The 14,582-nt window shown below is 42.6% G+C and carries 16 protein-coding genes; all 16 read left to right on the top strand.

Annotated elements, in window-relative coordinates; genetic code table 11:
* Positions 1–57 precede the first annotated feature (57 nt).
* The 16 genes from LC455_RS03175 (at position 58) to LC455_RS03100 (ending at position 13,898) form a co-directional block, all read left to right on the top strand.
* The gene (locus tag LC455_RS03175) at positions 58–897 is read left to right on the top strand and encodes a methyltransferase domain-containing protein (RefSeq protein ID WP_223588119.1); all 840 of its coding nucleotides are present in this window, start codon (positions 58–60) and stop codon (positions 895–897) included.
* Between the two features lie 102 nt (positions 898–999).
* Positions 1,000–2,205, top strand: a complete 1,206-nt coding sequence (locus tag LC455_RS03170; protein ID WP_223588118.1) for a CbiX/SirB N-terminal domain-containing protein — start codon at positions 1,000–1,002, stop codon at positions 2,203–2,205.
* 51 nt (positions 2,206–2,256) lie between these two features.
* A complete protein-coding gene (locus LC455_RS03165) occupies positions 2,257–3,774 on the top strand; it encodes a cobyric acid synthase (RefSeq protein WP_223588117.1) in 1,518 nt (505 codons plus the stop codon).
* Complete coding sequence (gene cobT, locus LC455_RS03160) at positions 3,771–4,811, top strand: nicotinate-nucleotide--dimethylbenzimidazole phosphoribosyltransferase (protein ID WP_223588116.1); 1,041 nt, start codon at positions 3,771–3,773, stop codon at positions 4,809–4,811. Before LC455_RS03165 ends, cobT begins: the two co-directional genes overlap by 4 nt.
* A gap of 20 nt (positions 4,812–4,831) precedes the next feature.
* Positions 4,832–5,617, top strand: coding sequence for a uroporphyrinogen-III C-methyltransferase (gene cobA, locus LC455_RS03155; protein ID WP_223588114.1), 786 nt, complete (start codon positions 4,832–4,834; stop codon positions 5,615–5,617).
* A 1-nt stretch (position 5,618) separates the two neighbouring features.
* Positions 5,619–6,188 (top strand): nitroreductase family protein, encoded by a 570-nt coding sequence (locus LC455_RS03150; protein ID WP_223588113.1) that lies wholly within the window; start codon positions 5,619–5,621, stop codon positions 6,186–6,188.
* A gap of 15 nt (positions 6,189–6,203) precedes the next feature.
* Positions 6,204–6,761, top strand: a complete 558-nt coding sequence (cobO, locus tag LC455_RS03145) for a cob(I)yrinic acid a,c-diamide adenosyltransferase (protein WP_223588111.1) — start codon at positions 6,204–6,206, stop codon at positions 6,759–6,761.
* Complete coding sequence (gene cobD / locus LC455_RS03140) at positions 6,761–7,864, top strand: threonine-phosphate decarboxylase CobD (RefSeq protein WP_223588109.1); 1,104 nt, start codon at positions 6,761–6,763, stop codon at positions 7,862–7,864. The genes cobO and cobD overlap by 1 nt, the downstream gene beginning before the upstream one ends.
* Positions 7,861–8,397 carry a bifunctional adenosylcobinamide kinase/adenosylcobinamide-phosphate guanylyltransferase gene (gene cobU, locus LC455_RS03135; protein ID WP_223588107.1) on the top strand — a complete coding sequence of 179 codons (537 nt, stop codon included), beginning with the start codon at positions 7,861–7,863 and terminating at the stop codon, positions 8,395–8,397. The genes cobD and cobU overlap by 4 nt, the downstream gene beginning before the upstream one ends.
* On the top strand, positions 8,397–9,140 hold the full coding sequence (gene cobS / locus LC455_RS03130; RefSeq protein ID WP_223588105.1) for an adenosylcobinamide-GDP ribazoletransferase: 744 nt from the start codon (positions 8,397–8,399) through the stop codon (positions 9,138–9,140). The genes cobU and cobS overlap by 1 nt, the downstream gene beginning before the upstream one ends.
* Positions 9,137–9,736, top strand: coding sequence for a histidine phosphatase family protein (locus LC455_RS03125; RefSeq protein ID WP_223588104.1), 600 nt, complete (start codon positions 9,137–9,139; stop codon positions 9,734–9,736). The genes cobS and LC455_RS03125 overlap by 4 nt, the downstream gene beginning before the upstream one ends.
* Positions 9,702–10,457: an adenosylcobinamide amidohydrolase gene (locus LC455_RS03120; protein ID WP_223588102.1), complete on the top strand. Its 756-nt coding sequence runs from the start codon at positions 9,702–9,704 to the stop codon at positions 10,455–10,457. Before LC455_RS03125 ends, LC455_RS03120 begins: the two co-directional genes overlap by 35 nt.
* Positions 10,458–10,464: 7 nt before the next feature.
* Positions 10,465–11,433 (top strand): adenosylcobinamide-phosphate synthase CbiB, encoded by a 969-nt coding sequence (cbiB, locus tag LC455_RS03115; protein ID WP_223588100.1) that lies wholly within the window; start codon positions 10,465–10,467, stop codon positions 11,431–11,433.
* Between the two features lie 19 nt (positions 11,434–11,452).
* Positions 11,453–12,316 carry a GHMP family kinase ATP-binding protein gene (locus tag LC455_RS03110; RefSeq protein WP_223588098.1) on the top strand — a complete coding sequence of 288 codons (864 nt, stop codon included), beginning with the start codon at positions 11,453–11,455 and terminating at the stop codon, positions 12,314–12,316.
* Positions 12,317–12,364: 48 nt separating this feature from the next.
* Positions 12,365–13,024 carry a 5,6-dimethylbenzimidazole synthase gene (bluB, locus tag LC455_RS03105; RefSeq protein ID WP_223588096.1) on the top strand — a complete coding sequence of 220 codons (660 nt, stop codon included), beginning with the start codon at positions 12,365–12,367 and terminating at the stop codon, positions 13,022–13,024.
* A 73-nt stretch (positions 13,025–13,097) separates the two neighbouring features.
* The gene (locus LC455_RS03100; RefSeq protein ID WP_223588095.1) at positions 13,098–13,898 is read left to right on the top strand and encodes a HoxN/HupN/NixA family nickel/cobalt transporter; all 801 of its coding nucleotides are present in this window, start codon (positions 13,098–13,100) and stop codon (positions 13,896–13,898) included.
* Positions 13,899–14,582 lie beyond the last annotated feature (684 nt).

Below are 14,582 nucleotides of genomic sequence, written 5' to 3'. Positions count from 1 at the left end.
CCAATTCACCAGAAAAGGATTGTCCATTTATGTTGTCGAGATTGAGGAGAAAATTAAATGATAAAAGGTTCCCCTTTACAATTTGATTTTGAAAAGCTGTGGAAAGAAGGCATGTTAGACTGGCATGGCAAGATGCCAGAAAGAATGATCGATGATGTGCTGGAAGAAGCATATTGGGCTCAGTCGATGAAGAAAAAAACATACAAGCAAACAGATAACTATGCAAAAAAAATTTACGAAAAAATGAAACAACATATCCCTAAAAATTCAACTTGTATTGAAATTGGGCCGGGATGGGGCAACTACACCTTCCAACTCCATCAAGATGTCAAAAGTTTAACTTTAGTGGATGGTTCTGAAAGTGTGCTTGCTTATTTAAAACAATACTTTGAAAACGATACAAATGTTCAGTTCGTTTATAGTAAATGGGAAGAAGCGCAAATTGAGCAGCATGATTTTGTTATTGGGGTGAACTGCTTTTATCGTATGTATGAAATGAATGCGGCGCTGAAAAAAATGAACAGTCTTGCCAAAAAGCGCGCCATCATTGGTTTAACAACAGGACCTATTCAACCGCATTACGTTATTTTAGATGAGCAGTTTGGCTATGACATTAAACATCCTCGCCGTGATTATATTACCATCGTCAATATGCTGTATCAGTTAGGGATTTATGCAAATTGTGAAATGCTTAAGCTGGAGCGTGAGTATCGTTATGATACATTGCAGCAATTATATGAAGCACAGAGCAAAAAAATCTTATCACCTCGGTTTGATATGGCACATGTGAAAGCATCACTCGCACGCTTTATAGCAATGGAGGATGGCCAGTATGTATACCGTTATTCATTCTATGCTGCGATCATTAGTTGGGAGCCTGTGAAGTTACATGACTAAGTTTCGTTTTGACATTAATAAAAGGGGCTTTAATCGGGGGCACTGTTGATAAAACAAATAGACATAGTGGTTACAAGATGATGGGAGAGGGGAGGTCGCTTTATGACAACATGGAATTTAACGCAAATGCAGCGTCATTTACTCATTTGCAATGGGGCAACCTGTATGGGAGCAGGAGCTGAGGAGGTCACGCAGCAAATTCGAGATGAAATCCGAAAAAACCAATTAGATGAGCATATTCATACATCGCGTACACGATGTAACGGCCGCTGTAAAGATAAATGCGTCGTAATTGATTACCCAAAAGGGACATGGTATTCGGTTCAACATGAAGAAACTGCACGTGATATTGTTCATGATGAAGTTAAAGAAGATGCGATCATTTATTCAATGGAGCACGGTGTGCGGAAACGCAGCGAAGATCGCATAAAAGGTATTGAAAAATACAAGAAAGGTAATGGACCGATGAAAAAAGCTGTATTATTTGTTGGACATGGCAGCAGGCGGGAGGCAGGGAATATAGAAGTTCGCGAATTTGTCGGGCAAATGAAAGAATACATTGATCCAGCCCTTTTAGTAGAAACATGTTTTTTAGAATTTGCATCACCAAATATTGAGGATGGGATTCAGTTGTGTGTTGAAAAAGGTGCAGATGAAATCCATGTAATTCCCATCATTTTATTACATGCAGGACACTCAAAACTGCACATTCCTGCAGAGATCGAACATGCTAAAGAGCATTTCCCAGATGTTCGATTTACTTATGGCCAAACGATAGGTGTTCATGAGGAAGTTTTTGAAATTTTAAAAACAAGACTTGCTGAAGCAGGTTTTGAAGTAGATCAAAAACATGAGGATACGGCTATTTTATTAATTGGACGTGGCGGCAGCGATCCATATGCTAATGGTGATTTTTATAAAATCAGCAGATTATTGTGGGAGAAATTAAATGTAACTATCGTTGAAAGTGCCTTTATGGGGGTAACGAAGCCAACTGTGCAGGATGGGATGGAACGCTGTATAAAATTAGGCGCAAAAAAAATTATCATGCTCCCGTATTTTTTATTTACGGGAATTTTAATGGATAGAATGAATAAAATGGCCGATCAGTTTAAAGAGACTTATCCGCATGTAACAATTGATATAGCTCAGTATTTTGGCTATCATCCAAAGTTAAGAACAGTACTGTTAGAACGTATGAATCAGGCCATAAACGGTACATCCACGGGAATGCAAGATTTAGAAAATTTCCGTAAATATGCTGAAGAACATGGGTATGAACATCATCATCACCATCACCATAATTAGAGAATAGGCTGGTCGAAAATTAAATCAAGAAATGTAAGGAGTTCAAAGAAAATGGCTAAAGCTCTTCCGCTTATGTTTCAAGGTACCAATTCAGATGTCGGCAAAAGTGTTGTCGTCACCGCCTTTTGCCGGATTTTCGCCCAGGACGGATATAAAACGGTTCCGTTTAAATCACAAAATATGGCGTTAAATTCCTATATCACCGTGGATGGAAAAGAAATCGGCAGAGCACAGGGAGTTCAAGCCGAAGCCGCAGGGATTCAGGCAACCACCGATATGAACCCGATTCTACTAAAGCCGAACCGGGATAACCAATCCCAAATTGTCGTCCATGGTAAACCATATAAGAATATGGAAGCAGGAAGGTACCGCAGGGAATTCTTTCAAACGGGATTGGAACTGATTCAACAATCATTATCCACCCTGTCCAAAAATTATGAACGGATTATCATTGAAGGGGCTGGCAGTCCGGCCGAGATTAATCTGAATGACCGTGAAATGGTTAATATGCGGGTCGCCAAAATGGCGGATGCCCCTGTGATCTTAATTGGGGATATCGAAAAAGGCGGAGTGTTTGCTAGTTTAGTAGGAACCCTTCAGCTGATGGAACCAGAGGACCGCGACAGAGTGATTGGTGTAATCATCAATAAATTCCGCGGCGATATCCGCCTGCTAGAATCCGGATTAACTTGGTTTGAGGAGTATACAGGTAAACCCGTTCTCGGCGTAATCCCTTATTTGGAAAATCTAAATATTGATGCCGAGGATTCCGTGATTTTAAATCAATATACAGCCACTCAAAATACTGAAAAAGAATTGGATATCGCGGTGATTCAGTATCCGAAAATCTCCAATTTCACCGATATCGACCCGTTTTTTGCCGAGCCGGATTGTCATGTCCGTTTCATAACGAGAGCGGATCAATTACACTATCCGGATTTAGTCATTCTCCCCGGCAGTAAGAATACAATTGAAGATTTGCTGTTTTTAAGAAAGAGCGGCATCGCTCAAAAAATAGCAGAATTACAGAAAAAGAAACAAACCGTTCTATTCGGGATCTGCGGCGGCTATCAAATGCTTGGTGATAAAATTGAGGATCCGTTAGCGATCGAGTCGCTCCATCAAGCAATCGAAGGCCTTCAGTTACTGCCAATTGAAACGACCATTACGAAAGAAAAGACGACGATCCTATCAAATGGGAAGTTGCATATTTTCGGAAAAAACTTTCATGTGACAGGTTACGAGATTCATATGGGTGAAACCGTGGCGACAGGAGCGTCCCAAGGGCTTATTTTTACGAATGAAAAATGGGATGGCTGTCATTCCCCGGACGAAAACATCATTGGCACTTATTTTCATGGGATATTCCATAATGATGAATTTCGTGAGGAATTGCTTAATCAGCTCCGCCGTAAAAAGGGATTGGAGCCCATCCACAAGCGCCCATCTTTTAACCAATTGCGGGAAGAAGCGTTTGACCGGCTGGCAGAACATGTAAGGGGACACGTTAAACTGGATGTCATTGAACATTTAATGAAGGATTACCAAAAAAGGGGGATCACCCAATGAATAGCGTAAAAACAGCAATCCAGCCTCTTGATAGAGAAATGGGACAGCAAGTTCGTGCGTATATCGATACGTTAACCAAACCTCCGGGCAGTTTGGGGAGATTAGAGGAATTAGCCATTCATCTGTCGGAAATGACATCTGAAGCCTTCCCGGTCGTGTCACCGCCCGGTGTGATCGTATTTGCCGCTGATCATGGCGTAGTCGAAGAAGGGGTGTCCGCATTCCCGCAGGAAGTAACCGTGCAAATGGTCATGAACTTTTTAAACAGCGGTGCGGCCATCAATGTCTTTAGCCGGCAAATCGGAGCCATGTTTGAAGTCGTCGATATCGGTGTGGCTGCAGATATTGAGGCTGACGGGTTTGTGAATCGGAAAATTCGCTATGGTACCAACAATTTTTGCCAGCAGGATGCAATGACAAGAGAAGAGGCCGAACAAGCCATCGCTGTTGGTTATGAACGGGCGGAACAGATGATTCAACAGGGAATCAAATGCCTAATTGTTGGTGAAATGGGGATCGGCAATACGACGCCAAGCAGTGCGATTGCCGCGGTTTTAAGCGGACTGGACATCGGTACTCTTGTTGGCCGAGGAACAGGGATTGCACCAGAAAAAATTCGTCATAAACAAGAGGTCATCACACGGGCACTAAAGGAAAGAAACCCTAACCGGAAGGATCCCATCGATATCTTAGCAAAAATTGGCGGTTTGGAAATTGCCGGGATGACGGGTGCAATGCTCTCCGCCGCGCGGAACCGAATCCCGATATTGGTAGATGGATTTATTTGCACAATCGCTGCTCTATTGGCAAGAGAAATCTGTGAGACAGCAGCGGAGTATATGATTGTCGGCCATCGTTCCGTCGAGCCAGGACATGAAATTGCGCTGCAGTTATTAGGCAAGAAGCCACTCCTTGATTTAGATTTGCGGCTGGGTGAAGGAAGCGGGGCAGCAGTAGCATTTCCTATCTTACAATCAGCGGCCTTAATGCTGAAAGAAATGGCCACCTTTGCATCGGCTGGAATTTCAAATGAATAATGTAGGAAAGGAGCGAGAAGATGACAAATGGAAAAGTGTATCTTGTTGGTGCTGGACCGGGAGATCCTAAGCTGATTACGGTTTATGGGATGGAGTGTATCCAGCAGGCGGATGTGATTTTATATGACCGCTTAGTAAATGAGGAACTGCTGAAATATGCCAAGGCGGAGGCAGAGCTCATTTTTTGTGGCAAACAGCCAGGAAGACATCAGATCATTCAAGATCAAATTCACCAGCTATTAGTTGAAAAAGCAAGTCAGGGCAAGACGGTTACGAGATTAAAAGGAGGCGATCCTTGTATTTTTGGCCGTGTCGGTGAAGAAGCGGAAATTCTAGCAGAACATGGGATTTGCTATGAAATGGTGCCGGGGATTACATCTGGTATTGCAGCACCTGCTTATGCCGGTATTCCTGTGACCCACCGTGATTATGCTTCCTCCTTCGCGATCGTCACTGGCCACTGCCGAGCGGAAAAGGATGAGGATCAATTAAATTGGCCAGCCCTCGCTCAAGGAATCGATACGATTGCCTTTTATATGGGTATTGGGAATTTACCCTATATTGTTTCGAAATTAATTGAAAACGGAAAAAGCCCTGATACGAAAGCCGCCATCATCCAATGGGGGACGACGGCCAAGCAGAAGACGGTGACTGGAAGTTTAAAGGATATCGAAGCACGGGCCCTTGAAGATGGGATTACTCATCCGGCGATTGTTCTAGTGGGTGATGTGGTCGGCCTGCGCGAGAAATTACGATGGTTTCAAGAAGCAGAAGAAAAGCAAGAGGTAGGAGTAGGGAGGGACTAAGATGTCGATTATTGCGGAAATCAAAAATCGAAGAGCGATCCGTGATTATACGGCTCGAGAGGTCGAAGACGAAAAAATTCACACCTTATTAGAAGCAGCGACTTGGGCACCGAATGACCGGATGCGGGAGCCATGGAGCTTTTATGTGATTAAAGGCGAAGCAAAAAAACGCTATGAAGCGTTGGCCTATGAATATCTACAGGAACGCTTTCCAACCAAACCAAATTTAATCGAAAGCTCCTTAAAGGTACTAAAAACCACTCCGGTCCATATTGTCGTTACCGCTGACATCGTTCAAGAAGATGAAGAGGCATCTGCCGATAATGAATATGCCGTATGCTGTGCGATCCATTCGATGTGGCTTGCCGCCAAAGAATTAGGATTAGGTCTGGTCTGGCGGACAAGGGGCGTCGGACTTGTTCGTGACCAACGAATGTATGAGTTTATTGGCTCACCCGAAAACAAGAAAATAATCGGAAATTTGTTTATCGGTTATCCCGATCCAGAAGTAATAAAAAAGGCAAAGGTGCCGGCCCGGACATCCTTTGAAGAAAAAACAGTCTGGTTGTAACGAGGAGTGAATCGGATGGAAGAGGTAACAGAAAACAAAGCAAAGCGCGGTCTTACATTAGTTTATACCGGTGATGGAAAAGGGAAAACGACGGCAGCCCTTGGGCTCGCAGTTCGTGCCTCCGGCCGGGGAAAACGGGTGCTGATGATTCAATTTATCAAATCGCCTGATCGAACATATGGGGAAAAAATTACGTTCGGAAAATTGGGGATTGAAATCGTGCAGACAGGAGTCGGCTTTACGTGGACGAAAACACCGGAGGAACATCGGGAAGCCCTCAAAACAGCGTGGGCTTTTACAAAAGAAAAGGTACAGTTTGGCGGCTATGATGTTGTCATTTTAGATGAACTAAATAATGTGCTCGCGATTGATAAATTCCCGATAGACGATGTTCTTCCGTTTACAGAAGTAATAGAGTTGATTCAGCAGCGCCCTAAGGGGATGCATTTAGTGATTACCGGACGGTCAGCAAAAGAGGAAATCATCGCTTGTGCGGATTTAGTAACCGAAATGAGGCCCGTTAAGCATTATTATAACGAAGGAATTCCTGCCGTGAAGGGAATTGAGTTTTAATGGTCTATATTGAAAAATTTGGACATGGCGGCGATTTACTGACGGCCCGACAGTTGTTTGGTAAAGATTCTGCTCAGCTATTAGATTTCAGTGCGAATATCAATCCACTCGGTCCACCTCCTAGGGTAATGGAGTTGATAAAGGAGCAGCTGGAGTCAATCGTCCATTATCCCGATCCCGCCCATCGTGTTCTCAAACAAAAACTGGCGGAAAAGCACTCCGTTTCACCAGAACAGATTTTAATTGGAAATGGGGCAGCAGAGTGTATCGCTCTTACGATTTTAGGCTTGCAGCCTGAGACAGTGGGAGTCATCTATCCATGCTTTTCGGAATACGAACAGCTTGCTAGAGCTTTTGGGGCATGCATCAAACCATTGTTTGGCAGGGAAGAAAATGATTTTAAGCCGGATCGATCGGAAATTCTACAATTAATAGCGAACACCGATCTTGTATTTGTTGGACATCCCAACAATCCCACTGGTGTCACGTATTCGAAGGAAGAACTTGTCGAGATGGCAGGACAGGCAGAGAAGACAAATACATATTTGATCATAGACGAGGCATTTATTGATTTTCTTCCGATCGAAACACAAATTATGCTTCTTAAAGATTTGAAACGATGGAAACAGGTAATCCTGGTTCGCTCGATGACAAAGTTCTATGCGATCCCTGGTCTCCGGCTTGGGTATATGGTGGCCAATCCAAACCTGATTTTAAAGCTGCAGGCGAAACAAGTAAATTGGAGTGTCAACCAAATGGCCCTATTGGCTGGTGAAGCGGTCCTGGACGAAAAGGTATACGAGGAAGCAACGATTACCCTGATTCAGGGGCAAAGAAGCTATGTCAAACTAGCAATTGAAGAGAAGCTTGGGTGGAAGGTTTTTCCGGGACAAGCGAATTTTCTGTTAGTTAGGATAAAAGCTGACATCACGGCGGCTGAATTACAGTGGCGCATGGGTCATAAAGGAATCTTAATACGCTCCTGTGCCATGTACCCGGGGCTATCAGATCAGGATTTTCGGATTGCGATTCGAACCGAAGAGGAAAATCAATGCTTGATCCAAGCCTTAATTGAAGTAAGCAAAGAGGGGAAACCATCATGACCTTAACCTATGTCACTGGAGGAATTCGCTCTGGAAAGAGTGAATTTGCCGAACGCTTGGCCTTCAGTCATGCAGGCCGAGTCCTTTATGTTGCGTTCGGGGTTCAAGCCGATCAAGAAATGGAAAAAAGAATCGATAGTCATAAGAAGCGGCGCCCAAGTGAATGGGGCGTATTAGAAGAGCCGAACGAACTCACTTCCGTTCAAACCGTCTATCAAGACTACGATGTCATTTTAGTTGATTGTATTTCTTCGTGGCTGGCCAATCATTGCATGTGGTTGACAGAGCAGGAACTGAAGGAAGAAAACAAGAAAACCAGTTTAATAGAGGAAGTGGAACTCTGGATTAAGGGGGTACAAGAAAATCATCAGCATGTCATAGTCGTTTCGAATGAGGTCGGTTTGGGCGGGGTGGCTTTATCGTCGTTAGGGCGTTTTTTTCAGGATGTTCTAGGAAAAATCAATCAATTAGTGGCAGCCGAAGCAAATGAAGCTTACGCCGTCTTTTCCGGTCTGCCACTGAGGTTGAAGTAATGAAAGCGTTCCTAGCAGCCCTGATGTTCCTTACGCGCATCCCCATTCCGAAGATAGAGGTTTCAAATACCGATTGGAAAAAAAGCCCCGTTTATTTTCCGTTGATCGGTTTATTGATTGGTGGCTTGCTATGTCTGGCTATGCTTGGATTTGGAAAGTTGTTTCTGGCTCCTGTTAATGCATTTTTAATTGTTCTCGTCTGGATATGGATCACAGGTGGTTTACATATCGATGGCTGGATGGATTTAGCGGATGGATTGGGCAGCAATCGAAGCCGTGAGCAAATGCTCGAAATCATGAAGGATAGTCGCGTGGGTGCGATGGGTGTGATTGCTGCTATTTGCTTAATTGCAGGAAAAATCGTCGCGGTGTATGAAGTAGTTGAAATTCATGAGCCGTTGATTCTTGTTTTAAGTCCATGGATGGCTCGATTTTTGCTCATTTGTGCGATCAAATTCTGGCCGTATCGAAACGAGTCAGGACTTGGTTCCGGTCTATCAGCCTTTTTATCGTACCCTATTATGTTGATCCATCTGATTTTGATTTTGCTGATTAGCTATTGGGCAGCAGGATTAAACGGGATTATGTTGTTATTCATGACGAGCCTTCTGACGTTACTGTTTATTTTAAACATTTACCGGAAATTAAACATGCTAACAGGGGATTGCTATGGTGCCATTGTGGAATGGAGCGAATGTGTCTCTCTATTTCTGGCCTTGGCGATTGGGAGGCTGATGGAATGAGAATCATTATAGTCAGGCACGGTGAAACGAATGAAAATGCAGAAAGACGTTATCTAGGACATTATGATGCAGCATTAAATCAACAGGGACGGATGCAGCTAAAGAACTTGAGCGAGATTTTAAGAAGGACAGAAACTCAACCGATCTCTGCCATCTATACTAGTGATCTAATCAGGGCTGTCGAAAGTGCTCAGTTGATTGGAAATGAATTTCAGTTAAAACCAATACCGATATTTGCCCTTAGAGAATTACACTTCGGTGATTTTGACTGCAAGACCTATGAAGAAATTAGGCAGAAAGAATCAGAAAGGCTCGAGAAGTGGATCCGCAATCCCTATTTGGTCGCTCCTCCAAATGGAGAGACACTGCTACAGTTGGGGAAAAGGGTCGATGATTGGTTGGAGACCTTTTTAACCACTAAAAAACTAGCTGGAACGATTGTCATCGTTAGTCATGGAGGGCCCATTCGATGGTTTCTAAGTAAATGGGTCAAAGGTGATTCAAACGAATTTTGGAACGTCGAAGGACTCGGACACGGAAAAGCTATGGTGATGGAGTGGCATGACCAGACGAAGTTGTTTACGATATCAAATTAGTGATAAGAGCGAGGAGAAAAAGGTGCAGCCATTTCGCAAGCAGAATCAGTTTACATCGAGAATATGGCCGGAAATAACGATGGTGAAAAAAGACGACCATCTCTTATTTGAGTTCCCACGGAGATTGGCTGCTTTCAGTAGTGCCGTTCATGGCGGGGGCTTCCAACAGGTCAGCCACTTTGTCAATTGGCAGGTCCCATTGGACTATGCCTCCAATGACCCCATTCTACTAATGAAACAAAAAATCATCGAATGGGAATACCCGTTGGAACAGACCGCAGGCTTACAAACAGCGGCTAAAATTCATTGTGCCTCCATCCACGAGGAATATGGTGATGAGTTTCGGATTGTCTGCTGTGTCACCGCAGGTGTAGGAAATCGAGAAAGGGCAGGAAGAAAGCGGAAGTCCTATTCAGCGTACCAATGCGGAACGATTAACACCTTTTTGTTTATTGATGGCAGACTGACAGAAGCTGCGATGATTAACGGAATTATCACTGCAACGGAGGCAAAGGCCGCAGCGTTGCAAGATTTACAAATAAAATTGGAATCTGGAGAGTTTGCTACCGGAACGACCACCGATTCGGTTGTCTTGGCTGCCAGTCAAGCAGACTATCTTCCAACCCATCTTTTTGCCGGTACCGCCACCACCATTGGGAATACGATCGGCTGCCTTGTTTATGAGGCCACATGTGAAGCAGTAAGGAATCAGGAGGGCTGAGAATTCGATGTTAGTTCATGCTATTTATATTGTTATTGCTTATCTTATTGATCGAATCATCGGTGACCCCCGTAAGCTGCCACATCCGGTGGTCATCATCGGGAAGTCTATTAGTCTTTTGGAAAAAGCCATTCGTTCTTTCACCGTAAAGGAAAGGTATTTGAAACTGGCAGGACTCTTATTTCCTATTCTGATTGCTGGCGGCAGCTATTTAATCGTTACTGTGCTGCTTTACGGACTCAATCAGCTGAATCATTTTCTTGCTGTCATTGTGGAAATCTGGTTAATTTCAACAACTATCGCGACAAAAGGATTGGCTGATGCAGGGTTGGAAGTATTCCGACACTTGAAACATCAGGATTTAAGGGCTGCACGAAATAGTCTGGGAATGATTGTCGGAAGAGATACGGAAAACCTTGAGGAAAGTGAAATTTCACGGGGGGCTGTGGAAACCGTAGCCGAAAACATTGTCGATGCTATTATATCACCGTTATGCTTTGCCCTGATCGGGGGTGCCCCGCTTGCAATGTTGTACCGAGCGGTTAATACGCTAGATTCGATGGTTGGATATAAGAATGAGAAATATCAAAACTTAGGCTGGGCCTCGGCCCGACTAGATGATCTATTAAACTATTTGCCTGCCCGGTTAACGGTTGGATTAATGCTGCTTGCATGTTCGATCAAAAGTCTTGATGTACAAGGCGCATGGAGAATGATGAAACGGGATGCCAGACTTCACCCGAGTCCAAATAGCGGTTACCCAGAGGCGACAATCGCAGGGGCGCTTCAAGTACAACTTGGAGGAACGAATTATTATTTCGGTAAAGCCTCTGAACGGGCAAAGATGGGTGAACCATTACGGAAAATCAAAGCAGATGATATTTTGCATACAGTAACGGTTATGAAAACAACCTCCATTATCTGTGTCGTGTTATTTTTGGTCCTTTCGATAGTAGTGGAACTGGGCTTGAAGTAGGGGAATAGGAGCCTGAACAATGAAACTAGGAAAAGGAAGCTGCAATGGCACATTTGGAGAATTAGTCCAAGGAATTATGGAGGAGCGCCCGTTTTTAATCACTTTGCCCATCCCGAGTTTACAAAGTGAGGCTAGATTTGTTCCAGACACAGCCATTTCCCGGATAAGGGTCGTAAATTCCAAAATGAAAGCAAAGAAAGCGGGAGAATTGTTACTCCAACTTTTTGGGATAAGAGGAGGCGGGTATCTCGAAATACATTCCAATATTCCTGCAGGCAAGGGAATGGCCAGCAGTTCGGCTGATATTGTTGCTGCATTAAGAGCAATTGCTGACAGCTATAGTCTTCCGCTCACCAATGAAATGATCTCGATGATTGCCGCAAAGGTGGAGCCTACCGATGGGGTAATGTATGAGGAAGTCGTGGTCTATGAATATATTCACGGTCAGCTGATTGCAAGCTTTGGTGTCTTACCCCCATTCATTCTCGTTGGTATCGACCTTGGGGGAATGATCAACACAATAGAATTTAATGAAGTTCCGAAAGAGTACAGCCAAGACGATCAACAACAATTTATTAAAGCTATTGATCTAGTTACAAAAGGGTTTAAGGAAAAAAATATAACTTATATTGCGGAGGCGGCAACCCTCAGTGCACGGGTGAATCAAAAAATATTGCCAAAGCCTGTTTTTCCTCTATTAGATCAGTTGGCCCATCGCTATCAGGGCGGAATCGTTGTCGCCCACAGTGGAACGGTCGCGGGTATTTTACTAGATGGAAATCTTCCAAACAGTAAATTGGTGGTTTCACACTTAATTAGGGAAATGTCACTCGCATTCAAGGGTGTTCCTATAAATTTATTTCATTATAAAAGCAAGGAATAGAAAATGATTTGAAAGATTCTCAAAGTTTGACTTCAAAAGGGGGTTAACATGTTTAGTCAAGAGGAACGAGAAGTGATTTACGATGTCATTTATAAAAGGAGAGATGTCCGCACTTTTCTCCCAGATCCGGTAAGCCCTGAGGTGATTCAACGAGTTCTTCAAGCGGCCCATCATGCGCCATCCGTAGGGTTTATGCAGCCCTGGAATTTTATAATCGTTTCTTCAGACGAAATAAAAGAACGGTTGGCCTGGGCGGCAGAAAAGGAACGAAAAGCATTGGCCATCCACTATGAGGATGAACGAAAAACAAAATTTTTAGAACTGAAAGTTGAGGGCATCAAACAGGCACCGTTAACCATTTGTGTCACCTGTGATTCTACACGTGGGGGCTCCCATGTATTAGGAAGAAACTCGATACCGGAAACGGATATTCTTTCGGTAGCCTGTGCGATCCAAAACATGTGGCTTACGACATTTGCAGAGGGGTTAGCGATGGGCTGGGTAAGTTTTTATAAGAAAAATGATGTCAGGGATATCTTGCAGATTCCGCCTCATATTGATCCAGTCGCCTTAATTTCGATTGGATACACCAATGAATATCCATCCGCTCCCATTCTAGAGGAAGCGAATTGGGAGAAAAGAAGAACTCTTCGGAATCTAATATTTTTTGAGGAATGGGGGAATCAGGAAAAAATCGATCGAATCTAGGGTGTCTGTAATCATCATCCCAAGAGATTGATTTTTTATGTTCCAACTGTTTATAAAAGGGAGGAATTATTAAATGGAAGCAGTATCACTGTTTTTACTTGTTTTTGTATTGGGGCTTCGACATGGATTGGATGCGGATCATCTTGCCTTTATTGATGGACAAACCCGTTATAATTGGCGAATGGGCAGTTCGTTTGCACGTTGGGTGGGGACGTTATTTTCATTGGGTCACGGGGGAATGGTAGCATTAACAGCAGGTATTTTAGGAATGGTGATAGAGAATTTCTCATTCCCAGCTTATTTTGATAATATTGCATCATGGGTTTCGATTATTTCTTTATTCCTTATTGGAACGTTAAATACGTATAATCTGTTACGCACTAGAAACAATCACGAAGAGTTTCAACTGAGCGGACTAAAGGGAAAGTTTATTCCAAAAATTGCAAAGGGGACTACAAATCCATTTCTTATTATTTTAGTAGGCGCTTTGTTTGCCTTGGCTGCCGAGACAGTAAGTCAAACGGCTGTATGGTCTTTGGCGGCAGGAAATGCAGGTAAATATACTCCTTTATTTTTAGGGCTAGTTTTTATGTTTGGCATGATGATTACAGATACAATTGATTCGTTGATTATCTATAAAATGGTGAACCAGTCCAGCAAAATCGGTCAAGCTGCCTCAAGACTAATGGGTTGGGTGATTGTCGTCTTGGCCTACGGGGTTTCCTTCTATCTGGCATTTACGTTCTTTAATCCTTGGGCAGAAATTGATTTCGAAATTGTGGGAGTCATTCTTTTCCTCTTCTTACTCGCTTCATTTATCTTTATAAGCTTTTACTCTAAGAGTCAAAAACATGAAATAAATACTACGAATTAACTAAAAGAGCTCTTCCAATTTTATGGTGGTAGAGCTCTTTTTTCTTTGCTATGTAAATATCCAGATAAGCACCTCAAAAAAGAACCCTCTAATTCTAATTGAGAAGGTTTTCGTTAAAACTTATTTTCGTAAATATCTATTTTGTTATATCCAATTTTTTTAGTCTTTTTCTAATATCATCTAATACATTTAACTTACCTTTAATAAACGCTTTGTTATAATCCTCCTTTTCCTGTGATAAAACAGTCAAATAGTAATCTTTCAAAACGGCAATGTAATCCACTAATTCTTCTAACTTTTCTTCAGAATTAATTGTCTATTCCCCCAATCTGTTCAATATGCTTTTATTGATCGGTATTTTTCATAATTTCCCCCTTTTGTGATACTCCTCAACAAAATTTTCGAAATATACAGGTCGGTTTATGTAGTTTAATAGTAAATGATAAATAAATGAAAAATATGTAATGGGAAATTAATATGGATAGGAGAAGTGCCTTGGGAAAATAAGATAATTTACAGCTGCTATAAGCGTTTTTTTTATGGAAAAATAGTAAATTTTTTTATGTAATCTTTTAACAATAGATTATATAAAAAACATGACCCAAATAAGGAAATTACTTACTATTTTTCTATCATTGCGGAGCGAGTTCGTTCTACTTCTTTACTAGTAAAAAAAGCCAAAAG

The organism is Neobacillus bataviensis (assembly GCF_019969725.1).
Note: the sequence above shows the minus strand (reverse complement) of the source record. Positions and strands in the feature narration are given on the sequence as shown.

Coding starts and splice junctions, on each gene's coding strand:
- LC455_RS03175 (WP_223588119.1), top strand. CDS start 58: ATGATAAAAGGTTCCCCTTTACAATTTGATTTTGAAAAGCTGTGGAAA.
- LC455_RS03170 (WP_223588118.1), top strand. CDS start 1,000: ATGACAACATGGAATTTAACGCAAATGCAGCGTCATTTACTCATTTGC.
- LC455_RS03165 (WP_223588117.1), top strand. CDS start 2,257: ATGGCTAAAGCTCTTCCGCTTATGTTTCAAGGTACCAATTCAGATGTC.
- cobT (WP_223588116.1), top strand. CDS start 3,771: ATGAATAGCGTAAAAACAGCAATCCAGCCTCTTGATAGAGAAATGGGA.
- cobA (WP_223588114.1), top strand. CDS start 4,832: ATGACAAATGGAAAAGTGTATCTTGTTGGTGCTGGACCGGGAGATCCT.
- LC455_RS03150 (WP_223588113.1), top strand. CDS start 5,619: ATGTCGATTATTGCGGAAATCAAAAATCGAAGAGCGATCCGTGATTAT.
- cobO (WP_223588111.1), top strand. CDS start 6,204: ATGGAAGAGGTAACAGAAAACAAAGCAAAGCGCGGTCTTACATTAGTT.
- cobD (WP_223588109.1), top strand. CDS start 6,761: ATGGTCTATATTGAAAAATTTGGACATGGCGGCGATTTACTGACGGCC.
- cobU (WP_223588107.1), top strand. CDS start 7,861: ATGACCTTAACCTATGTCACTGGAGGAATTCGCTCTGGAAAGAGTGAA.
- cobS (WP_223588105.1), top strand. CDS start 8,397: ATGAAAGCGTTCCTAGCAGCCCTGATGTTCCTTACGCGCATCCCCATT.
- LC455_RS03125 (WP_223588104.1), top strand. CDS start 9,137: ATGAGAATCATTATAGTCAGGCACGGTGAAACGAATGAAAATGCAGAA.
- LC455_RS03120 (WP_223588102.1), top strand. CDS start 9,702: ATGACCAGACGAAGTTGTTTACGATATCAAATTAGTGATAAGAGCGAG.
- cbiB (WP_223588100.1), top strand. CDS start 10,465: ATGTTAGTTCATGCTATTTATATTGTTATTGCTTATCTTATTGATCGA.
- LC455_RS03110 (WP_223588098.1), top strand. CDS start 11,453: ATGAAACTAGGAAAAGGAAGCTGCAATGGCACATTTGGAGAATTAGTC.
- bluB (WP_223588096.1), top strand. CDS start 12,365: ATGTTTAGTCAAGAGGAACGAGAAGTGATTTACGATGTCATTTATAAA.
- LC455_RS03100 (WP_223588095.1), top strand. CDS start 13,098: ATGGAAGCAGTATCACTGTTTTTACTTGTTTTTGTATTGGGGCTTCGA.